This is a genomic window from Niallia sp. M35 (genome assembly GCF_050971705.1).
In the GTDB taxonomy this organism is placed as follows: Bacteria; Bacillota; Bacilli; order Bacillales; family Cytobacillaceae; genus Niallia; species Niallia circulans_A.
In genome coordinates this window covers 84,301-108,517 of the sequence record NZ_JBPCEP010000001.1, presented here as the reverse complement: position 1 = coordinate 108,517, position 24,217 = coordinate 84,301, and the positions used below count along the sequence as shown (strand labels likewise).

Below are 24,217 nucleotides of genomic sequence, written 5' to 3'. Positions count from 1 at the left end.
CATATTCAAGCTTGGCCGAAAAAATGCTAAGGATAGAGATTTAATTCCTATTTATTATGAGAAAAAATACCATATGCCTAGATCTCATCTATTTTTTACAAATTAAAACTTATCGAAGGCTGCCTCCACTTCTCGTTATTCTTGCATCTATAGCAAAATCACAAGCATTTTCAACCCAAATCCTTGTATTTCTTCCCCAATAAAGATAGAGTAAAGAGGGAAATTATTATAAATGAGGTCGTTAGTTATGTCATTTGATGGTTTATTTACACGCGCAATGTCTCTTGAATTAAAAGAGCTTTTACTAGGAGGCCGAATTAATAAAGTTCAACAGCCTTTTACCAATGAAATTATTTTATCCATTCGAGCTAATGGAAAAAATCAAAAATTGCTATTATCTGCTCATCCTAGCTATGCCCGCATTCAAATTACGGAAGAAAATTATGAAAATCCTAAAGAACCACCAATGTTCTGCATGCTTCTCCGCAAGCATTTAGAAGGTTATTTTATAGAAGACATTTATCAAATAGACAATGAACGAATCATTGTTTTAGAAATTAGGGGAAGAAATGAAATTGGCGATACTTCCTATAAAAAACTAATGATCGAGATAATGGGGAGACACAGCAATATCATTTTGGTTGACCGCGATAAAAATACTATTCTAGATAGCATTAAACATATTTCGTATGCTGTTAATAGTCATAGAGCTATTCTTCCCGGTTATGAGTATTTAGCACCGCCAAAACAAGAAAAACAAGATCCTTATACTGCAACAGAAGAAGATATTCTAAGAGCTATTGATTTTAATAGCGGAAAATTGGACAAACAGCTGGTCCAGCAATTTGCCGGATTATCTCCACTAGTTGCTAAAGAAATGGTCTATCAGGCAGGTCTTGCCAACCGTGAAACTTTGCCAAAAGCTTTTCTTATGGTAATGGAGCCAATAAAAAATGGCAATTATGCTCCTTCTATTATGGATACTCCAGAGAAAGAATATTTTTACTGCCTATCAATGGAGCATGTCAAAGGAAACGTGAAGTCCTTTCCTACATTAAGTAAAATGCTCGATCGCTATTATTTCGGAAAAGCAGAACGAGACCGTGTGAAACAGCAAAGCAATGATTTAGAACGGTTTATTGTAAATGAACGTGATAAAAATAAAAAGAAAATAAAAAAACTAGAACGTTCTTTGTCGGAAGCTGAAAATGCAGAACAATATCAATTACTTGGTGAACTTTTGACAGCAAACCTTTATGCGGTTAAAAAAGGCCTGTCAGAAGTAGAAGTAATCAATTATTATGATGAAGAGAGTAAAACCGTTAAGATTCCGCTTAGTCCAAGACTGTCGCCTTCTGAAAATGCGCAAAAATATTTTACAAAATATCAAAAAGCAAAAAATTCGATTGATATTATTAAGGAACAAATTAAACTAGCAGACCAAGAATATGGATACTTTGAAACACTATATCAGCAAATTCTTGCTGCCTCTCCGAAGGATATTCAAGAAATTCGCGAAGAGTTAGTGGAAGAAGGTTACCTTAGAGAAAGACAGAAAAAGCAAAATAAAAAGCCGCAAAATATAAAGCCTGTCTTAGACTACTATGTTTCGTCCGATGGCACAGAAATTATCGTCGGAAAGAATAATAAACAAAATGATTACTTAACAAATAAAGTTGCAGCTAGAGATGAAATTTGGCTGCATACAAAGGATATTCCTGGATCCCATGTTGTCATTCGCAGCAAAGAGCCTTCCGAGGAAACAATCATGCAAGCAGCAATATTAGCAGCTTATTTCAGTAAAGCACGCCAATCTAGCTCTGTTCCCGTTGACTTCACATTAGTACGTCATGTGAAAAAGCCAAGTGGCGCAAAGCCAGGCTTTGTCATATATGATAATCAGCAAACTGTTTATGTTACTCCAGATGAAGAAACGGTTATTCGCTTGAAAAAAAGCTAAATAGTTTGAAACGAGAGGTCTTTAGCTGCCTCTCGTTTTTGTTTAATTGTGCATGTAACTTATGGTAAATCCGTCTGAAAACCAATTTTTTTACTTCCCTCACTAATTTTGGTTTTCATACCTTTTATGAACACCATTGTTCTTCCTCTTGCACTAATTTTGGCGTTCATCCCTTCTATGAACACCACTTCTCCTCCATCTCACTCCAATTATGGTTTTCATCCTTTTTATGAACACCACTTCTCCTCCATCTCGCTCCAATTTTGGTTTTCATCCTTTTTATGAACACCACTTCTCCTCCATCTCGCTCCAATTTTGGTTTTCATCCTTTTTATGAACACCACTTCTCCTCCATCTCACTCCAATTTTGGCGTTCATCCCTTCTATGAACACCATTTTTCTTACTTCCTGCATCCATTTTGGCGTTCACCATCCCTATAAACGCTACTTTTCGCCAACCCCCCTTCACCCTTCCATTTTCATGCCTCTATTGAACAATTCTTCTCACCAAATCCCAAACAATAACAAACTTTTTTACTCAAACTAAAAAACAGCACTTTACATAAAAGTGCTGTTCACTCCTTAATCTATCCCCAATTCTCTGGACTTTCCTTCCAAGCATTTAAGCTTGCCAAATCTCCTTCTTGAATATAGCCTTGTTTCTGTGCTACATCTAATAAGCTCGAATAGTCTGTTAATGAGTAGGCTGTAATCTCAGCGTCCCCAAGGAGTTCTTTGCCCTTTGGTAATTCATATGTAAAAATCGCAACGACACCAAGAACCTCACAACCTGCTTCTCGTAAACTATTAACAGCTGTGATGACACTCCCCCCAGTAGAAATTAAATCCTCGACGACGACTACTTTTTGGCCCTTTTCCACTTTTCCTTCAATCTGATTTCCTTTTCCATGCGCTTTTGCTTTTGAGCGGACGTATGCCATTGGTAAATCTAAAATATCACTTACCCAAGCAGCATGAGGAATACCTGCTGTCGCTGTTCCAGCCACTACTTCTGTTTCGGGGAAATTTTCTTTAATTAAATCAGCTAACCCTGTTGCAATATTTTTACGCACCTTAGGATAAGACAAAGTTAAGCGATTATCGCAATAGATTGGAGATTTTAATCCTGAAGACCAAGTAAATGGATCATTTGGCTGTAAAAAAACAGCTTTAATCTCTAGTAATTGTTCAGCAATTTCATGTTTCATAGCATAATGCCCTCCCACTCTGATTTAAATAATGTATAACTTTCATATGGATTTTCTGCTCTTGTAATCGAACGACCAACAACTATTGCTGATACACCATTCTCACGGGCAACTTGAGGTGTTGCAACGCGTACTTGATCCTGTACTTGATCTGTTTGTAATCGAATGCCAGGTGTTACAGTGAGAAACGATTCTCCTAATTGTTCACGAATGGCCCCAGCTTCTAATGTGGAGCAAACAACGCCATCTAATCCAGCCTCTTTCGTAATCGTTGCATAATGTAAAACAGACTCTACTAAAGGTACTGAAATTAACTGCTCTTTTTGCATGCTTGCTTCAGACGTACTTGTTAGCTGAGTTACTCCAATACATTTTGCTCGCTTCATTCCAGATGGTGTCCCTGCTTCAAGTCCTTCCACTGCCCGAGCCATCATGTCCACTCCGCCGGCTGCATGGACATTTACTAAATCAACGCCTAAGCTAGCAATATTTTTCATCGCACTTCCAACGGTATTAGGGATATCATGTAATTTTAAGTCGAGGAAAATTTGATGATTTTGCTCTTTTAATTCCTTGATAATGCTTGGTCCTTCTTTATAAAAAAGTTCCATTCCTACCTTTAAAAATAAAGATTCTCCATTAAATTTGCTCAAAAAGGAATGCACCTCTTCCTTTGTTGCAAAATCAAGCGCGATGATAAGCGAATTGTTCATGCTTTCCCCAGCTCCTTCCAGTTACTTCTGAAATATGTTCAAATCCGTATTTATCTAAAAGCTCAGGTAATTCTTCGATTATTTTTGGGCAAATGAATGGGTCCACAAAGTTTGCTGTCCCGACTGCTACTGCACTTGCACCAGCATAGAAAAACTCTAGGACATCCTCAGCCGACGATACACCGCCCATTCCGATAATCGGCAGATTTACCGCTTGACTTACTTCATAAATCATTCGAATTGCTACAGGTTTAACAGCTGGTCCAGATAAGCCTCCCGTTTTGTTCGCTAGAATGGGTTGTGCTGTCTTTAAGTCCAGACGCATGCCAACAAGCGTATTAATCATGGTAATCCCATCTGCCCCTCCTGCTTCCACTGCTTTTGCCATTTCCACAATATTTGTCACATTGGGAGATAGCTTTACATATACCGGAACCTCTGATACTTCCTTTACCTTTTTCGTCAATTCCTTTGCAACCTCAGGGATTGTTCCAAAAGCAATTCCTCCTGTTTTTACATTCGGACAAGAAATGTTTAATTCTAATGCGGCGACATTCGAAGCTTTGGAAATCTCTTTCGCCACTTCAACGTAATCCTCTTCAACGGATCCAGCAACATTTGCAATAATTGGTACATCAAACTGACTTAGCCATGGCAATTCTTCCCCAACTACTTTTTTAAGACCGGGATTTTGAAGACCGATAGCATTGAGCATCCCAGAAGTAGTTTCTGCGACCCTTGGTGTAGGATTGCCAAAGCGAGGCTCCACAGTTGTCGCTTTAATCATGATAGCACCAAGCTTGCTTAAATCATATAAATTACTGTATTCCCGTCCAAATCCAAAACAGCCAGAAGCAGGCATAATCGGGTTTTTAAGCTCTAATCCAGGAAGCTTTACCTGAAGTCGGTTCATAGGACAACCTCCCCTGTTCTAAATACTGGTCCATCTGTACATACTTTCTTATAACTAAACCCTGTTGGATCATCTGCTGTATGACATACACAAGCAAAGCACGCACCAATCCCACAACCCATTCTTTCCTCTAAAGAAATGAACACCTTTTTATCTGGAAATGTTTTTTCTAGATTTTTAAGCATTGGTGTTGGTCCACAGGAATATAATACGTCAAATTCTAGTTTTTCTTGAAAAATAACATCTGTCACAAATCCTTGTGTACCATAACTACCATCTACTGTAGCGATATACGTATCCCCGAGTTTGGCAAACTTTTCTTCATAAAAAGCAACGGATTCTGTTTGAAAGCCTAATACAGCCACTACCTTTACTCCTTTGGCAACTAGACGATTGGCTAATTCATATAATGGCGGCACTCCAATTCCTCCACCAACTAATAATGCTGTCTGCCCTGACTTACTTTCTTCAATTGGGAAACCATTTCCTAATGGACCAAGGATATCAATAGCTTCTCCTGCTTGTTTTTTGGCAAGAAGCTTGGTGCCAGCTCCTTCTGCACGGTAGATCATCGTAAATGTTTTTCTTTCCTGATCAATGTGGCAAATACTAATTGGACGTCTTAATAACGGTGCAGAATGATCACTTACTTTGATATGAACAAATTGACCTGGCTCGTTCATTTCAGAGACAAGCCCACCTGTTAAGGTGAGCTCCATAATATTCTCCGCGATTTCCTTCTGATCAACTACTGTACAGATTTCATTTTTGATCATATTAACACTGCCTCCGATTGCTTTTTGCTTGGCTCCATTGCCTCTGTAGAGAACGTCATGGATTCAACTACTCGCAGGATCGCCTCTGCTGTGTCTAAAGAAGTTAAACACGGAATCCCATTTTCGACAGATTCACGTCTGATACGGAACCCATCTCTTGCTGGCTGACTGCCTTTGGAGAAGGTATTAATGACAAATTGTGCTTCTCCATTGCGGATGACATCAATTAATGTATGGCCTTCTCCACCGATTTTGCCAACCACTTTTACTGGAATGTCATTGCTTTCAAGGAAAGCTGCTGTTCCACTTGTTGCCATTAAGCTATAGCCGATATTCGTAAATCTTTTTGCAAGCTGTAAAGCCTCTTCCTTATCTTTATCGCCAATTGTCATCAGAACAGTTCCGAATGTTTTAATCTTCATTCCTGAAGCAATTAACCCTTTATAAAGAGCCTTTTCAAGAGTGATGTCTTTCCCCATTACTTCTCCTGTTGACTTCATCTCAGGACCTAAGGTAATATCTACTCTTCGTAATTTTGCAAAAGAGAATACTGGAACTTTCACATAAACACCAGACTTCTCTACTACTAAGCCGGATTGATAGCCTTGTTCTTTTAAGGAAGTACCCAAAATAACTTTAGTAGCTATTTTCGCCATTGGCACATTCGTAATTTTACTTAAGAAAGGTACTGTTCTACTAGAGCGAGGATTTACTTCTAGTACAAAAACTTCGCCTTTGGATACAACATACTGGATATTCAGCAAACCAACGATTTTTAACCCTTTTGCCAGCCTTGTTGTATAATCTACTAATGTTTGCTTGATTTCTGCAGATAAGCTTTGTGGCGGATAGACTGCGATCGAATCGCCTGAGTGTACTCCCGCTCGCTCAATATGCTCCATAATTCCTGGAATTACTACATCAGTGCCATCACAGATTGCATCCACTTCAATTTCTTTCCCTGTTAAATATCGATCAATTAAGATTGGCTGTCCCGGACTTGCTTTAACTGCATTCTCCATATAAGGAACCAGCTCTTCTTCTTTATAAACAATCTGCATTGCTCTTCCACCTAATACATAAGATGGTCTTACTAGTACAGGGTAGCCAATTGATTGTGCAACGACAATTGCTTCTTCAACTGTTAACGCTGTTTTTCCGTCTGGCTGTGGTATACCCAAGGCTTGAAGACTTTGTTCAAACTTATCACGGTCCTCCGCACGATCTAAATCTTCAAGAGATGTTCCTAAAATTTTGATGCCACGCTCTGCTAATGGACCAGCTAAGTTGATGGCTGTCTGTCCGCCAAACTGAACCACTACTCCCTCTGGCTTTTCTAAATCAATGATATGCATGACATCTTCAATTGTAAGTGGCTCAAAGTAAAGTTTATCTGAAATACTAAAGTCTGTTGAAACAGTCTCTGGATTGTTGTTGATGATTATTGCTTCATAGCCTGCTTCCTTGATTGCCCAAACAGAATGAACCGTTGCATAGTCAAACTCAATTCCTTGACCGATACGAATTGGACCCGAACCAAGGACAACAATGCTCTTCTTATCTGTGACAATGGATTCATTTTCCTCTTCATATGTTCCATAGTAGTATGGTGTTTCTGATTCAAATTCAGCAGCACATGTATCAACCATTTTATAGACAGGTACAATGCCTTTCTTTTTTCTCCAGTTATATATTTCAAGTTCTGTTGTGTTCCAAAGCTTTGCAAGCTGAATATCAGCGAATCCTTTTTCTTTTGCTTCTTTTACATACTCCTCATCAAATGGATGGTTAACTAACTCTTTCTCAAACTTAATAATGCCTTCCAGTTTGAAAAGGAAGAAGAGATCAATTTTACTCCACTCATGAATGGTTTCTATGCTTATGCCCCGATTAAGTGCCTCTGCTATATAAAACAATCTTTCGTCACCGGCAACTCTTATTCGTTTCTCGAGTAATTCATCACTTGTTTCATCTGCTGCATTTAGAGAGAAATGATATACTTTTGCTTCTAGAGAGCGGATCGCTTTTAGTAAAGATTCTTCAAAAGTACGGCCAATTGCCATTACTTCCCCAGTTGCTTTCATTTGGGTCCCTAAATTACGCTTTGCTGATTCAAACTTATCGAAAGGAAAGCGTGGGATTTTACTTACAACATAATCAAGGGCTGGCTCAAAGCTTGCATAAGTTTTTCCAGTGACAGGATTCATCATCTCATCCAATGTTAAGCCTACTGCAATTTTTGCCGCCAGCTTTGCAATTGGATAGCCAGTTGCTTTACTAGCAAGGGCAGATGAACGACTTACTCTTGGGTTTACTTCGATAATATAGTATTGAAAGCTATCTGGATCTAAGGCAAGCTGTACGTTACAGCCACCTTCGATTTTTAAGGCACGGATAATTTTTAAAGATGTATTTCTTAGTAATTGATATTCACGGTCGCTTAATGTTTGGCTTGGTGCCACGACAATACTGTCACCTGTATGAATCCCAACTGGATCGATATTTTCCATGTTACATACTACAATCGCGTTATCATTGCTATCACGCATTACTTCGTATTCAATTTCTTTAAAGCCCGCGATGCTTTTTTCTAATAAACATTGTGTAACTGGGCTATTTTTCAAGCCGCTTGTTACGATCTCTTCTAATTCTTCATCATTATGGCAAATCCCTCCACCAGTTCCTCCTAGTGTAAAAGCAGGTCGGACGATAACCGGATAACCAATTTTCTCCACAAAAGCTTTTGCTTCCTCCATATTGTGGATAATATCACTAGCTGGTACAGGTTCACCTAATTCATTCATCAAATTACGGAAAAGGTCTCTATCTTCTGCTTGCTGAATGGCAGATAGCTTTGTTCCAAGTACTTCAACTCCACATTCCTTCAACACACCAGCATCGGAAAGCTCAACAGCAAGGTTCAAGCCAGTTTGCCCTCCTAATGTTGGGAGAATAGCATCTGGTCGCTCTTTGCGGATAATTCTGCTGACAAATTCAAGTGTTAATGGTTCTATATACACTTTATCTGCCATTTCTGTATCTGTCATAATGGTCGCAGGGTTGGAGTTTACTAGAATAACACGATAGCCTTCTTCCTTTAAAGCGATACATGCTTGCGCTCCTGCATAGTCAAATTCTGCTGCCTGCCCAATGATGATTGGTCCTGATCCGATTACTAATATACTTTTAATACTTTTAAGCTTTGACATATGCGGCACCTTCCTGTTTGTGAGATTGTATCATTTCCATAAAACGATCGAATAAATAGTTGGCATCCTCTGGTCCAGGTGAAGCTTCTGGATGATATTGTACGGTAAATGCTGGATATTCTTTATGCTGTAGGCCTTCAATTGTTCCATCATTTAAAGCAATATGTGTTATTTCTAAGTTTGTATATTTAATAGATTCTTCCTCTACTGTATAGCCATGGTTTTGCGATGTCAGCGAAACCTTCCCTGTTAATAAATCCTTCACTGGGTGGTTTGATCCTCTATGACCAAACTTCATTTTCTCCGTGTTTGCCCCACTTGCAAGTGCGAACAATTGATGACCTAGACAGATTCCAAACAACGGTACTTTCCCAATAATTCCTTTAATTGCTTCAATGGACTCCGGTACATCCTTTGGATCCCCAGGTCCGTTAGATAACATCACACCATCTGGACTTAAATTTAGAATGTCTTCTGCTGTAGTGTTATAAGGAACAACGATTACATCACAATCTCTTTTATTTAATTCTCGTAAAATACCATGCTTCATGCCATAGTCTACTAAAACAACGCGGCTTCCACGGCCAGGGCTTGGATATGGTTTCTTTGTTGAAACTTGCTTTACTTGTTCTGCACTTAATGTAATACCTTTTAATTTTGCAATTACTTCTTCCGCATTTTCTTCGATGCTGCAAATGGCGCCTTTTAACGTTCCATATTGACGGATAATACGGGTTAATTTTCTCGTATCTATTCCTGCAATTCCGGGAATTTTCTTTTGTTTAAAATATTCGTCTAATGATAGTTCATTTCGCCAGTTTGAAGGGAAATCACACACTTCTTTGACAATAAATCCATGGATAGCAGGCGTTATCGATTCAAAATCATCTCTATTGATGCCATAATTCCCCACTAAAGGATACGTAAGTGTGACAATTTGTCCACAGTAGGATGGATCGGATAGAATTTCCTGATAGCCTGTCATACCTGTGTTAAATACTATTTCACCAAATTTTTCTGTATCGGCACCGAAGCCTTTCCCGATAAATACTGTGCCATCTTCAAGAATTAGTTGTTTTTTCATGCGTGTACACTTTCCTTTCTCCAAGCAATCTTTCCACTAACAATTGTTGTAACTGGCCAACCTTGACATTCCCAACCAGCAAATGGGGTATTTCTTCCTTTTGATAAAAATGTTTCAGGATCAATTTTATTTTTCTCTTCTAAATCAAGTATTACGATATCCGCTTTCTTTCCTGCTTCTAATGTTCCCGTATCCAATTTAAAGCTTTGAGCTGGTTTTACCGTTAGATAATCCATTAACTGTTGCAGCGTCATGACCCCTGTTTTTACAAAGTTCGTATAAAGGAGCGGAAATGCTGTTTCTAAACCAACAATTCCAAATGGTGCAAGCTGCATCGACTGTGCCTTTTCTTCTGCTGTATGTGGTGCATGATCTGTTGCAATAAAATCAATTGTTCCATCTAGCAGCCCTTCGATTAGAGCAGCACGATCCTCTGTTCCTCTTAAAGGAGGATTCATTTTATAATTCGTGTCAAGGGAAGGAATATCTGTATCTGCTAATAGTAAGTGGTGTGGTGATACCTCTGCAGTCACTCTTATTCCAGCTTTTTTCGCATCTCTTACAACACGTACAGATTCTTTTGTACTGATATGGCAAACATGATAATGACAGCCTGTTGCTTCTGCTAAAAGAACATCTCTTGCAATTTGGACTGATTCACAAACACTTGGTATTCCATTTACACCGTTCGCCTTCGAAAATTCCCCTTCATGGACACAACCTTTATTAATGAGGCTGTTGTCTTCACAGTGAGCGACAATTGCCATATCCAACACAGCAGCTTGCTTCATTGCTTCAAGCATTTGGCCAGCTTCTTGAATTCCTACGCCATCATCTGTAAAGGCAAATGCTCCTAATTCTTTAAGTGCCTTAAAATCAGTAAGCTCTGTCCCTAATTGTCTAATTGTAATGGAGGCATACGGTAAAACATTTACATTTGCTGTTTTTTTAATTCTTTCATTTAAATTATGTAGATTTTCGACCGTGTCAGGCACAGGTCTAGTGTTTGGCATATTCGCAATCGTTGTGAATCCACCTCTAGCTGCTGCCATTGTCCCTGTTGCAATCGTTTCTTTCTTTTCGCCGCCTGGCTCTCTTAAATGAACATGCAAATCAATAAAGCCTGGCGCAACCACTTTTCCAGCTGCATCAATCACTTCCTCTGCAGTTACATTGATTTCCTTTGCAATCATCTTAATTGCTCCATTTTCAATCAAAATGTCGTTCTGTTCTAATTCCCCTGTAGTATTAAGCAACTGGCCATTTTTGATAAGTATTGACATGTTCATTTCTCCCTCCGATATTTTCTAATGATCTTTTTAGTACACTCATGCGGATAAACACACCATTCTCCATTTGCTTAAAAATTCTGGAGCGTTCGCATTCCACAAGTTCATCGGCAATTTCAACATCTCTGTTTACTGGTGCAGGATGCATAATAATGCTTCCTTGCTTCATTTTTCTTTCTCTTTCTATTGTTAATCCATAAAGCTTATGGTAGCTTTCTTTGTCAAAAACAGCTCTTTCATCGCCATGCCTTTCATGTTGGACACGCAGCAGCATCACAACATCGGATGTTTCAATCGCTGTATCAATATCTTCATAATTTGCATCTTGTAAGACTGTTTCATCAAACCATTCTCTTGGTCCGGAAAAAACAACCTCTGCCCCTAGCCTTGTCAGAGCATCTGCATTAGATCTAGCGACACGGCTATGGCTAATATCACCGATAATACTTACTTTTAAGCCGTTGAAGCGTTGGAATTCCTGCTGTATGGTTAGAAGGTCAAGCAATGATTGAGTAGGATGATGACCACAGCCATCTCCTGCATTAAGGACTGGTATATTTACTTTTCCGACTAACTCATCAAAGTAGCGGTCAGTTTCGTGCCTTATGACTACAGCATTTACTCCTATTGATTCCAGCGTTCGAACAGTATCATATAGTGTTTCTCCTTTCACAACACTTGAGGTTGTCGTTTCAAAAGGAATCACTTCAAGTCCTAACTTTCTTTCCGCTACTTCAAAGCTGCTTTTTGTTCTCGTGCTAGCTTCGAAAAAAAGATTTGCTATAAAACATTGATTTGCCGGCCGCCATATTTCTCCATCTGCAAATCTTTGTGCATCTCTTAAGATTTCCTGAATCTCTGTAACGGTTAACTCAGTCGTCGTTAATAAGTTTTCCATGATACTACCTCCCATGATTTGCTGCCGTTTACTAACTTCACTTCGCAAAAAAAACGCCCTAACATACTCGTTAGGGCGTCAAAAATTTCACTTTTGCATAGATTTAGGCAAAGTAAACCTGCGGCTATAATCTATGCATCGTTTTTGGCACCCTTATAAGTCTCTCTGTACTTGTTTAAAAGGTGTTCTTATTTAGTTTCATCTACTGCGATTGATTCTTCGAATAAATCTTCTTTTGCTTTTTCTCTACCAGGCAATACTAGGTTTAAAATAATTCCGAGGATTGCAGCAAAAGCCATTCCCTCTAGTTTAAAGTGTTCTCCCATATGAATCGAGAATCCGCCTATTCCAGTTACAAGGATGACAGATGCAATAACTAAATTGCGGTTTTTATTAAAATCAAGCTTTGCTTCTACAATAATTCTTAATCCAGATGATGCAATAATTCCGAAAAGAAGGATAGATACGCCTCCCATTACTGGTGTTGGGATAGACTGTATAAGGGCCGCAATTTTGCCGATAAAGCCAAAACCTATTGCTAATACTGCTGCTCCTCCTAAAACATATACACTATACACTCTCGTTATTGCTAAAACCCCTATGTTTTCTCCATAAGTTGTTTTTGCAGGTCCACCCATTAAAGCAGATATAATCGTTGCAGTTCCATCTCCTAAAATACTTCTGTGAAGGCCAGGATCTTTTATATAATCTTTTCCAACTACTTTACTTAATACAAGCTGATGACCGATATGCTCCGTTAGTGTCACGATTGCCACTGGAACAAAAATTGTTAGTAGGGCAAGGTTTATTGTTACAGGATAATCTACGAATGGGAAGATAAAGTCTGGCATTGCAAACCATTTGGCATCCAAGACTCCTTGAAAGTTAACCACTCCTACAAGCAGGGCATAGACATAGCCGATTACGATACCTGCTAATATTGGGATAAAGCTAAATACTCCTTTGCCAAACATCGTGAAAAGGATGGTTGCAAGTAATGTCACTAATGCTACAGAGATATAAAGTAAGCTGTATTCTTGATTCTCAGCTCCATTATTCATATACATTGATTGTCCAACCGCAGTTGTAGCAAGCGCTAATCCGATTACCATGATTACAGGTCCGACAACGATCGGTGGCAAGATATTCATAATCCAACGATATCCTGCTTTTTTAATCGTTAAGGCAACAATTCCATACACAATTCCGGCAATAAAGGTTCCGATCATTGCTGCGCCTGGCCCGCCGCCCGGCATTGTCTTCGCCGCGATAACGGGTGCGATAAAAGCAAAAGAGGAGCCTAAATATGCAGGTACTTTAAATTGTGTAATGATTAAGAATGCGAGTGTACCTATTCCACTTGAGACTAAAGCGACCGCTGGACTCAATTCAATTAAGAATGGTACTAATACAGTTGCGCCAAACATGGCGAATAAATGCTGTAAGCTTAAGGTAATCCATTGAAGAGCACTTGGTTTATCATTAATTCCTAATAAGGGTTTTGTTTCGTTCATTTCTGTCTCCTCTTTCTGTTTTAAAAAATTGAGTAAGTTATTAATATCCCCTATTGAAAAAATAAAACCCCTTTTCTGCGCAGCAAAAAGGGGTTTTAAGCAGGTTTAAAGAAACCTTAGAAAAACTCCCCTTTTCAGCCTCACAGGACTGCTTTTAAAAGGGATCTATTTAATTTTCAAATATATTTACTTCATCATGTCCATCGACTTCATCAAGCTCGACTACAATTTTTTCTGAACTGGAAGTTGGAATGTTCTTCCCTACATAATCAGCTCTTATCGGAAGTTCTCGATGACCTCTGTCCACTAAAACCGCAAGCTGTATAGATGCTGGTCTTCCCAAATCCATCAGTGCATCCATTCCGGCACGAACAGTTCTACCTGTATATAACACATCATCTACCAGAATGACTTTTAAGCCTTGGATATCTGTTGGAATATCTGATCCTTTAACTAATGGTTCCTCATTCTTTGTTTTCTTCGTTAAATCATCTCGATATAACGTAATATCTAACTCTCCAACTTCGATTGGCTTTCCTTCTATTTGGGCAATTTTTTCGGCAAGACGGTTTGCAATATAGATACCTCTTGTCCGAATGCCAACTAGAATACAATTTTCTATCCCTTTATTCTTTTCAATAATTTCATGAGCGATTCTAGTTAATGCTCGTCTTATTGCTTGATCGTCTAGTACAAGTGCCTTTTTTGACATCTCGATCACCATCCATGCTGTGAATTCAATCTTCAAAAAAAATATCCTCTCACCCTTTTGGATGAGAGGATATACGTATACTAAGATAGCTATTACTTAAAATAGCTATAATCCGTTACCTTCTCAACCTCACGGGATTGATTTAAAGGACTTATTCAACTAAAGTTATCTTAATATAAGATAGAACTCTTGTCAACGATTATTTCGTAATGTATCTAAAAGCTGTTCATATTCTTTAGGTAAAGGTGCTTCGAACTCTAGATATTCTCCTGTTCGTGGATGTTCAAATCCTAGTAAGCCAGCATGAAGTGCCTGACCGCCAATATCTAATGTTTTTCTTGGTCCATATTTAGGATCTCCCACAAGCGGATAGCCGATATACTTCATATGCACACGAATTTGGTGGGTGCGTCCCGTCTCTAATTGACATTCAATATAGGTGTATTCCGCTATTCTTTCTAGCACGTGAAAATGAGTAACCGCGTGTTTCCCCTTATCTACAACAGCCATACTTTGTCTGTCTTTCGTGTCACGACCAATCGGTGCCTCAATTGTCCCATAATCATGGGGAATAGAACCATGTACTAATGCTTTATATTTTCTCGTTACCGTTTTTGCTACTAATTGATTCACTAGGCTTTCATGCGCAGCATCATTTTTAGCAACCATCAGCAGACCAGACGTATCTTTATCAATTCGGTGGACAATCCCTGGTCTCATCACCCCATTAATCCCAGAAAGATCTTTACAATGCGCCATCAGACCATTTACTAATGTTCCTGTTACATGGCCAGGTGCTGGATGTACAACCATTCCCTTTGGTTTATTTACTACGATAACATCTTGATCCTCATAATAAATATCCAAATCCATTTCCTCTGCTTCTACATCTAACTCCACTGCTTCTGGTACTTCAATAGCTACTATATCATTTAAAACACCTTTATACTTTGTTTTGACAGTTTGTCCGTTAACAGTTACATGACCGTCTTTTATCCATTGTTGAACCTGCGTTCTGGACCAATCTGCATTAATTGTGGAAACAATCTTGTCGATTCGTTCATTTACTTGTTCACTTTGAATGATATGTTCCTTTTTCTCCATGTTTCTTCTCCTTCTTTGCGTCTCTATCCTCCCTCAGCATCACTAGGATTAATAAAATAACACCAATTACTAAAGATGAGTCTGCAATATTAAATATAGGGAAATCATAATTGAAGATATACGTATTGATAAAGTCGACTACATATTGATGTCTGGCCCGGTCGATAAAATTACCAAGCGCACCACCCAAAATTAGACCAAGTGAAACGCCATACAGCATTTTTCCTTTTGTACCAGTTTGAATCAAATAAATTAACCCAATCACCACAATGACGGTGATAATATAGAAAAATACCATTTGATTTTCCAGCATGCCCCATGCAGCTCCACTATTACGATGAGATGTTAGGTAGAAAAAATCTTTTATTACCTCGATGCTTTCTCCCAGCTCCATATTTTTTACAACTAACCATTTTGTCCATTGATCAATAATAATAATAATAGCTGCAATTATGTAATAAAACACTAAAGTTTCCTCCATTCTCGAGTCTCCTTTAGCATTTTAGCATAAACTAGATGAAAACGATAGCTTGGCCGCATATTTCTATTTGAAGCTAGTGTATTAATCAGTGGATTGACTTTCGATAATAGGATTGAATGCTGTTAATATCGTCCTTTGTCCTAATTGTCGGAATCATCTCCAACAAATCAAATGGTAGCAATTCACCTGACATTTCACACATTCCAAAATTACCAGTTTCTAACTTTTGCATCGTTTCTTCTACATCTTTTAGTTCATCTTCAATATATTTATTTATTTTTGAATCTCTATTTACTCTTAACGTTGTTACTAATTCAATTTGTGTCATACGGAGTTCTGTATAAAGCTTTTCAATAGTAGAATTCAATTCCATTACCTCCGTTTCTTTAATTATTTTTAGCATTTCCATTGAGGGAGACAAAAACCGATTAAAGATTTAACAGGCATAACAACTATTAACGGAGGTGGAAGTATTTCACTTCTTTTCACATGTATAAAAAATCCCCTCCGCTTTATGATAATAGCCAGGAATGTCTTTCACACTATGTAATCACTTTTTCTGTTTTCTTTTCCAAATAAAAGGCTTTTCCAAAACTTTTTTCCTTTTATCAAAAAAACCCCAAACAAATGATACGAAATATTTTTTCGTATCCTTATTTGGGGTTAACTTCGGCTTGAAAGTTTATGTTTCAGCCTCATATAAAAAATTATTAATAATTTTCTTCTACTACATGTGCGCATCGTTCACATAGTGTTGGATGTGCTTCCACTTTACCGACATCTGTTGTTACAGTCCAGCATCTTTCACATGTTTCACCATCTGCTTTTGTAACAACAATAGCTGCATTTTCAAGTTTTAAAGCATCTTCAGGTGCGCTATTATATGCACCAGCAATTTCAAAACCTGATACGATAAATAATTGCTGTAAGTTTTCTTGAATGGAATTTAGAAGGCTATTTACTTCTTCATTTACATACAATGTTACTTTCGCTGCAAGTGATTTACCGATTACTTTTTGATTACGTGCTTCTTCTAAAGCTTTCAGCACATCATCACGTACAACCAAGAATTTATTCCATTTTTCTTCTAACACATCACTATTTTCAAATGTTGTGTATGCTGGGAAATCAGTTAGCTGTACACTTTCTTCTTGTGCAGAAGAGATATGATCCCATACCTCATCCGCAGTATGCGGTAAGATTGGTGCAACTAATTTTGTTAAGCTGATTAAGCTTTCGTAAAGAACGGTTTGAATCGCTCTTCTTTCTTTATTATTTGCTGCTTCAATGTAAAGTACATCTTTTGAAAAATCAAGATAGAATGCACTTAAGTCCAGTGTACAGAAATTATTAATATTATGATAAATCGTAGAGAAGTCATATTTATCATAGGATTCTGTTACGTTTTTAATCAATTTATTTAATTTAATCAGCATAAACTGATCAACTTCACGTAATTCATCGTAGGAAAGTGCATCTGTTTCTGGATTGAAATCAGCAAGATTTCCTAATAAGAAACGGAATGTATTTCTAATTTTACGATATCCTTCTGTTACTTGTTTTAATATAGCATCAGATACGCGTACATCTGCTTGGAAGTCTACAGAAGCTACCCATAGGCGTAAAATATCTGCACCTAATTGATTCATAACTTTTGCAGGAACCATTACATTTCCTAGTGACTTACTCATTTTACGGCCTTCTCCATCTAAAACAAAGCCATGACTTAAAACAGCTTTATAAGGTGCTTTACCAGTTACCGCTACACTTGTAGATAAAGAGGAGTTAAACCAGCCGCGATATTGGTCAGAACCTTCTAGATATAAGTCAGCAGGACGCTGCAGATCATCTCTTTCTAGCAATACAGCTTGGTGAGAAGAACCAGAGTCGAACCATACATCCATAATATCTGTTTCTTTCGTAAATTCTCCATTAGGGCTTCCAGGGTGTGTAAATCCTTCTGGTAATAATTCCTTCGCAGACTTTTCAAACCAAATATTTGAACCATTTTCTCTAAATAAATTAGAAATATGCTCAATCGTTTCATCCGTAATAATGCTGTCACCGTTTTCTGCATAAAATACAGGAATTGGCACTCCCCATGCACGTTGTCTTGAAATACACCAGTCTCCACGATCACGAATCATATTAAATAATCTTGTTTCGCCCCATGCCGGAACCCAAGCTGTTTCTTTAACTGCATCTAATAGTTCATTTCTAAAGTCTTTAATAGAAGCAAACCATTGTGCGGTAGCACGGAAAATAACTGGTTTTTTCGTTCTCCAGTCATGTGGATAGGAGTGAGTGATAAATTGCAGCTTTAATAATGCTCCAGCCTCTTCCAGTTTTTCGGTAATCGGCTTATTCGCTTTATCATAGAATAACCCTTCAAATCCAGGTGCTTCTTCTGTCATAACCCCTTTATCATCAACAGGACAAAGAACTTCCAATCCGTATTTTTGCCCAACTAAGAAGTCATCTTCCCCATGTCCAGGAGCAGTATGAACACATCCAGTACCTGCATCTGTTGTTACGTGTTCTCCTAACATTACTAAAGAATCACGGCCATAGATTGGATGTGCAGCTAGAATATACTCTAAGTCTTTCCCTTTCAATTCTTGAACTACTTTCGCTTCTTCCCAGCCAATTTCTGTTTTAACACTTTCCAGTAAGTCTTGTGCTACTAAGTATTTGCTGCCTTTTTCTTCCACTACAACATACGTTAAAGTAGGGTGAACAGAAATACCTAAGTTAGCAGGAATTGTCCATGGAGTAGTTGTCCAGATAACGATTTGTACATCCTCTTCTAGAACCCCTTTGCCATCCTTTACTTTAAAGCCAACATAAATGGAAGCAGACTTTTTATCTTTATATTCAATTTCAGCTTCAGCAAGAGCTGATTCACTTGTTGGAGACCAGTAAACTGGCTTTTTACCTTTGTAAATATAGCCTTTTTTCGCCATCTCTCCAAACACTTTAATTTGCTGTGCTTCATATGCAGGCTTTAAAGTAATATAAGGATTTTCCCAATCTCCGCGAACTCCTAAGCGTTTAAATTGTTCTCGTTGACTGTCGATTTGCCCTAATGCATATTCTTCACATAGTTTACGGAACTCAGCAATCGTCATTTCTTTACGTTTAACCCCTTTATTGGTTAAAGCTTGTTCGATTGGCAGACCGTGTGTATCCCATCCTGGCACATATGGTGCTTGAAAGCCAGTCATTGATTTATAACGAACAATGAAATCTTTTAAAATTTTATTAAGCGCATGTCCAATATGGATGTCTCCGTTTGCATATGGAGGTCCATCATGCAAAACAAACATTGGGCGACCTTGAGTACGTTCCTGTACTTTTTCGTAGATGTTCATTTCTTTCCATTTCGCTTGAATTTCAGGCTCACGATTAGGCAAGTTTCCTCTCATCGGAAATGCTGTTTTTGGCATGAGCAACGTATCTTTATATTCCATTTTCTTCCTCCAACTTAATTCTCTTTTTTCATGTATACTTCCATCTAACCAATATTCTCTAATTCAGTATAGACAGCAAAAAACCTTCTCATCCCCACGAAAGGGACGAGAAGGTTTTCTATTAGGTTCCCGCGGTACCACCCTTATAGATAAAAATAACTTTTATCCACTTAGACATTTTTTAACGGCAATGAACCGCTTTTTCTTACTTAACTTTTCAGAAAAAGACTCCAGGGTGATTTTCAATTGCCAACTTATATCAGGCTTACACCATCCCTGATTCGCTTTTCATAAGTTTTTGACAATCTACTATCCCTATCAACGCTACATGAATATATATTTGTGAAAAATTATATTGCAATTCTACCTTATCGTCAAGACTATGGTCTTTATTTTGTAGAATTTAACTCTGATGCATCTAATTCATATTCTAATAAATGATCCCAATCATCGTTGTTTAACATATCTAATTGTGCTTCAATCAACATTTTGAAACGTGTACGGAACACTTTTGACTGCTTTTTCAATTCTTCAATTTCAAGCGCGATCTTTCTCGCCTTTGATAGTGATTCGTTCACAATTCGATCTGCATTCTTTTCCGCTTCTTTAATAATTAGTTTTGCTTCTTTTTGTGCATTACGTTTAACTTCCTCAGCAGCCTCTTGTGCTACAACAATTGATTTATTTAATGTTTCTTCAATATTATTATAGTGGCCGATACGGTCAGTTAACTCGTTTAATCTTTCTTCCAGTTCTTTTTTCTCGCGGATAATATTTTCATAATCTTTAATTACCTGATCAAGAAATTCATTTACTTCATCTTCATCATAACCACGGAAGCCTTTGGCAAATTCCTTGTTATGAATATCTAACGGCGTTAATGGCATAAAGCCACCTCCCAAACTTCAATTTCTTTATGTATCATCCTTATTTCGACAGTATTATCGGATTTCCTGCATTATTTTTAAAAAATAAGAAGAAACATGAAAAATAATGCTGCTAAAAAATATTGTATCATATATATACAATAAAAAAACTATGTTTTTTGTCTGAAATAGAAATTCTGGGAATTCCTTCATTTTCGATTCTCTACTTCAATTTACCTACTACAATCCTCCATTTATCTTTTTTTGTTTTGCCTTCAATCGATTTAATCGTCGCTCTGCCTTCTCCGCGCACTGAGAATACATCCCCTTCTTCACACATAAAAGCGACGTTTTCATTTAAAGTAAAGTTAACTTTTACTAAGCCTTGGGTGATATAGTTTTTTGCTTTTTCTCTTGAAAAATTATAAATAGCAGCAAGAATCGCATCAAGTCGAAGCGACGTAATAGTCTTAGTCATCTCTGTCCAGTGTTCCTCTGTTAAAATTATTTTTTCTAAAGGTACAGCAGCAAGTGTTACCTTTGCTTTTCCGATAGAATCAAGTTGAAGTCTTACATAATCCTCAACTTCACCAGCAACGACAACTTGAATATCCCCGTCAAGAACGAATATATCTCCGAATTTACTTCTATTTAATCCAAGCGACATTAAACTTCCTAAAACATGAGGATGCTCTATCGTAACAAATTTCTTGGGATAATTCACTTCTAATAAGGCTAAATTAAAATCTGCTTCCATCGGTTGATAATATTCAGGGTAAAGGATAGCTCGTTTTCTTTCCGCCTGTTCATGTCCGCCAAAAAATGCATATTTTACTTCCTGATTTTCTCCGATAATCATCCTAAGGACTTTTTGTTCACGCGGATCCAAAAAATCAGTCAATTTCGGCGCATAAGTATCCGCGACATAATTTCGCCAATTTTGCACTTGATCGATAAATTCTCTTTCTTCCGGACGAAAATGTTGATAAATTGACATCTTTGTAACTCCTTTTTGGCATAGAAAAAGGGCTGGGACAAAAGTATTCCAACCAAATATAAATCCGAACAATTATATGGAGATGCTAATCAAATTCTCGTATAATTGTTTGTTATTTTCATTCTGAATGGGTTTTATGGTTAGTCACCGCAGACTGAATACACTTCGCTTTCCATAGGGCGAGCTCCGAGCCGCTTCGGCTTCGCCTGCAGGGTCTCGGACTTTCTCGCAGATCCCATAGGAGTCTACGTGTATTCAATCTGCTCCGTTTTTCCTAATAATTATATTTTCTTTTAAAAAAATAATGGAACGAAACAACCTTTAAAAACGGAGTGGAATGGAGCGGAGGACCCTCGACTCCTGCGGGAAGTAGAGCAAAACCTAAGACCCCACAGGCTTTAGCCGAGGAGACTTAGGTTGCTCCCCGGCGCATCGTGGGTCTGTAGCGCAATGGAACGAATTGGTTTTACTACTTAATTAGAGATTGTTCGTCTTTATGCATTATATATTTTGTATTGTCCCTGCCTCTTTCTACCTTTGTTCAGTATAGACCTTTATAAAATTACTTAGAACCAATAAAATAATTGTCCAATCCCTCTTCCTGCTAGATTCAATACGAAGATTGCAACAATTGGCGAAATATCGATCATGCCAAGAGGCGGAATAAATCTTCTAAACATCTCTAAATATGGTTCACAGATTTTTGCCAGAAAAACACCTATAGATGTTTCGCGAGCATTCGGAATCCATGACATTAATATATATACAATAAGCGCGTAAGAATATATGGTTAAAGCATTAGCTAAAATACTTATAATGAACGTCATTCGGTTTTACCACCTCGTATTTTCGTATTCTGCATCTTGCAGGATTTGCGAGATATTCCCTGAAACTTCTACGTTATCTGGTGTACATAAGAATATATCCGTACCGATTTTCTGGATATCGCCACCGATAGCATAAACAGTGCCACTTAGGAAGTCAATTATACGCTTTCCTTGGTCTTTTTCGATGCGCTGTAAATTCACAACAACTGCACGACGATTTTTTAATTGATCAGCAATATCTTGTGCTTCTGCGTACACACGAGGTTCCACTAAAAATACCTTCGATGACTTCTGTACACTTTGTAAACTCACAACATTTTGACTGTTTTTCGGTTGTTGCTGCTGAATATGATGGTTATGGTTATGCTGACTGTGAGTGTGCTGTACAGGCTGCTTATAATTCCTTGCCGGCTCGCTTGGTTCTTCTTGATAGTTTACTTGCTCTTCTTCATAATCTTCATCTTCTAAAAAGAAAAACGTTTTAATTTTTGATTTTATGCTCATTTCACTTGCCTCCTAATTCTCGCTTCCTACTAAAGCAGTTCCAATTCTTATCATCGTTGCTCCCTCTTCGATCGCAATAGAATAATCATTTGACATTCCCATAGAAAGCTCTGTACATGGAGCATATGGTAATTGTAGTCCTTTAACATCTTCTTGAATGCTTTTTAAATTCTGAAAGCACTCACGCAAGAATTCTTTATCATCTGTAAATGGTGCCATCGTCATTAATCCAACTACCTGAATATGAGGATATTCGGACAACTGTTTAACAAAATCGATAACTTCCTCTGGCTTCATTCCATGCTTTGACTCTTCATTGGAAACATTAACCTGTACAAAACACTTTATGGTTCGATTCGCTCTTTTATGTATTTCTTTTGCTAGAGAAAGTCGATCCAATGAGTGAATATAGTCTACATAATCTATAATACCTTTTACTTTTCTCGTCTGCAATGATCCGATAAAATGCCATATAGGCTTGTCTTGAAGAACATCATATTTTGCTAATAATCCTTCTTCACGATTTTCTCCTAAATGAACAATGCCAGCATCGAGTGCTTCTTTTGCTCGCTCTATTGTAACATATTTTGTGACAGCAATTATCGTAACCTCTTCTGGCTGACGATTCACTTTTTTACATGCTGCTACTATTTCTTGTTTTATTCCATTAAGATTATCTTTCACTAACATTTAATTTTCGTCTTCCTCTCTCCATCCAATATAACTCATCATTCTCCCAGTGTTCCCTTTATCTCTTCTGTGAGAGAAAAAATATGCATCATCTTCGTAAGTACAATAGTCGGTTAGATGAATATTACTTTCGAGCATACCACTTTCTAACAATATCTGCTTATTTGCTTCTTGTAAATTCAGTCTGTATTGTCCTGGAGAAATAGTCGTAAATGGCTTGTGTTCTGATTGTATTGCCTTTTCTATTTCATTAATAACACGATCATCCACGACATAATGGCGCTCTGAGATAGAAGGACCAACAATGGCGAGCACTTCTTCTCTTGGTATCTTATGAGAAGCAAAAACTTTCATCATTTCCCCGGCAATGCCTTTTACGGTTCCTTGCCATCCAGCATGAGCGATACCTACTGCTTTTGTAGCTGGATGAATGAAATATAAAGGAACACAATCTGCAAAACATAAAGTTAATAATATATTTTTTTCAAAAGTAAACAAACCATCCGTATCTTTTAACGCACTATCATAATCGCTTGCACCCATACCTAAATGTGCTTGTGTTACTTCCACAATATTAACTTGATGTGTTTGCACAGCACCAACCCATTGCTCTAATGGGAAAGATAATTTTTGTGCTAGTTCCTTACGGTTTGCAACCACTGTATCCTTTTGATCATTTACATGAAACGCCATATTTAAACTTGCATAATCGCCTTTACTTTTCCCACCATTTTTTGTTGTGAAACCAGCTATTAGATTCGGAAACTGCTGCTCCCATAAATCAAGATTGAAAAACTGCTTATTTCTTAAAATAAAAGGTTCCATTATCTAACCCCATCTTTTTGTTTTAGTTTACCATATAGAGCTGTCATTGGTCACAGAAAAACATATTTTTCTGTAGAAATAAGGTTGCATTTTATGAAATTCGAAACTCGCTCTTTTCTAACCTGCCATTCCTCTCCCTTTTTACCAATAGAAAAGGCTAGACAATCATTAAAGTAC

Annotated in this window: 23 protein-coding genes and 1 other annotated feature; of the genes, 1 reads left to right on the top strand and 22 read right to left on the bottom strand. The window is 37.7% G+C overall.

Features of this window, described 5'->3' with window-relative positions; translation table 11 throughout:
* The first annotated feature begins 247 nt into the window (after positions 1-247).
* Complete coding sequence (locus tag NiCM35_RS00550) at positions 248-1,960, top strand: Rqc2 family fibronectin-binding protein (RefSeq protein WP_123259614.1); 1,713 nt, start codon at positions 248-250, stop codon at positions 1,958-1,960.
* 59 nt (positions 1,961-2,019) lie between these two features.
* On the opposite strand, the gene NiCM35_RS00545 is transcribed toward NiCM35_RS00550, so the two are convergent.
* The 22 genes from NiCM35_RS00545 to pgeF all read right to left on the bottom strand — a co-directional run bounded on the left by NiCM35_RS00545 (position 2,020) and on the right by pgeF (position 24,040).
* Positions 2,020-2,148: a hypothetical protein gene (locus NiCM35_RS00545; protein ID WP_268926804.1), complete on the bottom strand. Its 129-nt coding sequence runs from the start codon at positions 2,146-2,148 to the stop codon at positions 2,020-2,022.
* Between the two features lie 143 nt (positions 2,149-2,291).
* The gene (locus tag NiCM35_RS00540) at positions 2,292-2,429 is read right to left on the bottom strand and encodes a hypothetical protein (protein WP_176474176.1); all 138 of its coding nucleotides are present in this window, start codon (positions 2,427-2,429) and stop codon (positions 2,292-2,294) included.
* A gap of 118 nt (positions 2,430-2,547) precedes the next feature.
* On the bottom strand, positions 2,548-3,168 hold the full coding sequence (pyrE, locus tag NiCM35_RS00535) for an orotate phosphoribosyltransferase (RefSeq protein ID WP_095329121.1): 621 nt from the start codon (positions 3,166-3,168) through the stop codon (positions 2,548-2,550).
* Complete coding sequence (gene pyrF, locus NiCM35_RS00530) at positions 3,165-3,881, bottom strand: orotidine-5'-phosphate decarboxylase (protein WP_095329120.1); 717 nt, start codon at positions 3,879-3,881, stop codon at positions 3,165-3,167. The genes pyrE and pyrF overlap by 4 nt, the downstream gene beginning before the upstream one ends.
* Entirely contained in the window at positions 3,853-4,794 is a 942-nt protein-coding gene (locus NiCM35_RS00525) for a dihydroorotate dehydrogenase (RefSeq protein WP_123257435.1), read from the bottom strand. Before NiCM35_RS00525 ends, pyrF begins: the two co-directional genes overlap by 29 nt.
* Positions 4,791-5,570: a dihydroorotate dehydrogenase electron transfer subunit gene (locus NiCM35_RS00520; RefSeq protein WP_095329118.1), complete on the bottom strand. Its 780-nt coding sequence runs from the start codon at positions 5,568-5,570 to the stop codon at positions 4,791-4,793. Before NiCM35_RS00520 ends, NiCM35_RS00525 begins: the two co-directional genes overlap by 4 nt.
* Positions 5,567-8,779 (bottom strand): carbamoyl-phosphate synthase large subunit, encoded by a 3,213-nt coding sequence (carB, locus tag NiCM35_RS00515; RefSeq protein ID WP_123257434.1) that lies wholly within the window; start codon positions 8,777-8,779, stop codon positions 5,567-5,569. Before carB ends, NiCM35_RS00520 begins: the two co-directional genes overlap by 4 nt.
* A complete protein-coding gene (locus tag NiCM35_RS00510; protein ID WP_095329116.1) occupies positions 8,766-9,863 on the bottom strand; it encodes a carbamoyl phosphate synthase small subunit in 1,098 nt (365 codons plus the stop codon). The genes carB and NiCM35_RS00510 overlap by 14 nt, the downstream gene beginning before the upstream one ends.
* Positions 9,860-11,146, bottom strand: coding sequence for a dihydroorotase (pyrC, locus tag NiCM35_RS00505; protein ID WP_433778458.1), 1,287 nt, complete (start codon positions 11,144-11,146; stop codon positions 9,860-9,862). The genes NiCM35_RS00510 and pyrC overlap by 4 nt, the downstream gene beginning before the upstream one ends.
* Positions 11,112-12,050: an aspartate carbamoyltransferase catalytic subunit gene (locus NiCM35_RS00500; RefSeq protein ID WP_123257432.1), complete on the bottom strand. Its 939-nt coding sequence runs from the start codon at positions 12,048-12,050 to the stop codon at positions 11,112-11,114. The genes pyrC and NiCM35_RS00500 overlap by 35 nt, the downstream gene beginning before the upstream one ends.
* 188 nt (positions 12,051-12,238) lie before the next feature.
* A complete protein-coding gene (locus tag NiCM35_RS00495; RefSeq protein WP_095329113.1) occupies positions 12,239-13,564 on the bottom strand; it encodes a solute carrier family 23 protein in 1,326 nt (441 codons plus the stop codon).
* A 169-nt stretch (positions 13,565-13,733) separates the two neighbouring features.
* On the bottom strand, positions 13,734-14,276 hold the full coding sequence (gene pyrR, locus NiCM35_RS00490; RefSeq protein ID WP_095329112.1) for a bifunctional pyr operon transcriptional regulator/uracil phosphoribosyltransferase PyrR: 543 nt from the start codon (positions 14,274-14,276) through the stop codon (positions 13,734-13,736).
* 192 nt (positions 14,277-14,468) lie between these two features.
* Positions 14,469-15,380, bottom strand: a complete 912-nt coding sequence (locus NiCM35_RS00485) for an RluA family pseudouridine synthase (RefSeq protein WP_095329111.1) — start codon at positions 15,378-15,380, stop codon at positions 14,469-14,471.
* Positions 15,349-15,846, bottom strand: a complete 498-nt coding sequence (gene lspA / locus NiCM35_RS00480) for a signal peptidase II (protein WP_095329174.1) — start codon at positions 15,844-15,846, stop codon at positions 15,349-15,351. Before lspA ends, NiCM35_RS00485 begins: the two co-directional genes overlap by 32 nt.
* 100 nt (positions 15,847-15,946) lie before the next feature.
* Positions 15,947-16,228: a hypothetical protein gene (locus tag NiCM35_RS00475; protein WP_433778240.1), complete on the bottom strand. Its 282-nt coding sequence runs from the start codon at positions 16,226-16,228 to the stop codon at positions 15,947-15,949.
* 343 nt (positions 16,229-16,571) lie between these two features.
* Positions 16,572-19,331, bottom strand: a complete 2,760-nt coding sequence (ileS, locus tag NiCM35_RS00470; protein WP_095329109.1) for an isoleucine--tRNA ligase — start codon at positions 19,329-19,331, stop codon at positions 16,572-16,574.
* A 98-nt stretch (positions 19,332-19,429) separates the two neighbouring features.
* Positions 19,430-19,662, bottom strand: a binding site (T-box leader).
* 58 nt (positions 19,663-19,720) lie between these two features.
* A complete protein-coding gene (locus NiCM35_RS00465) occupies positions 19,721-20,218 on the bottom strand; it encodes a DivIVA domain-containing protein (RefSeq protein WP_016201026.1) in 498 nt (165 codons plus the stop codon).
* A 202-nt stretch (positions 20,219-20,420) separates the two neighbouring features.
* Positions 20,421-21,194, bottom strand: a complete 774-nt coding sequence (locus NiCM35_RS00460; protein WP_433778237.1) for a YlmH family RNA-binding protein — start codon at positions 21,192-21,194, stop codon at positions 20,421-20,423.
* A 566-nt stretch (positions 21,195-21,760) separates the two neighbouring features.
* Positions 21,761-22,021 carry a YggT family protein gene (locus tag NiCM35_RS00455; RefSeq protein ID WP_123257430.1) on the bottom strand — a complete coding sequence of 87 codons (261 nt, stop codon included), beginning with the start codon at positions 22,019-22,021 and terminating at the stop codon, positions 21,761-21,763.
* A 6-nt stretch (positions 22,022-22,027) separates the two neighbouring features.
* Positions 22,028-22,525 carry a cell division protein SepF gene (locus tag NiCM35_RS00450; protein WP_095329106.1) on the bottom strand — a complete coding sequence of 166 codons (498 nt, stop codon included), beginning with the start codon at positions 22,523-22,525 and terminating at the stop codon, positions 22,028-22,030.
* Positions 22,526-22,537: 12 nt separating this feature from the next.
* Positions 22,538-23,215, bottom strand: coding sequence for a YggS family pyridoxal phosphate-dependent enzyme (locus tag NiCM35_RS00445; protein WP_095329105.1), 678 nt, complete (start codon positions 23,213-23,215; stop codon positions 22,538-22,540).
* On the bottom strand, positions 23,216-24,040 hold the full coding sequence (pgeF, locus tag NiCM35_RS00440) for a peptidoglycan editing factor PgeF (RefSeq protein WP_123257429.1): 825 nt from the start codon (positions 24,038-24,040) through the stop codon (positions 23,216-23,218).
* Positions 24,041-24,217: the final 177 nt, after the last annotated feature.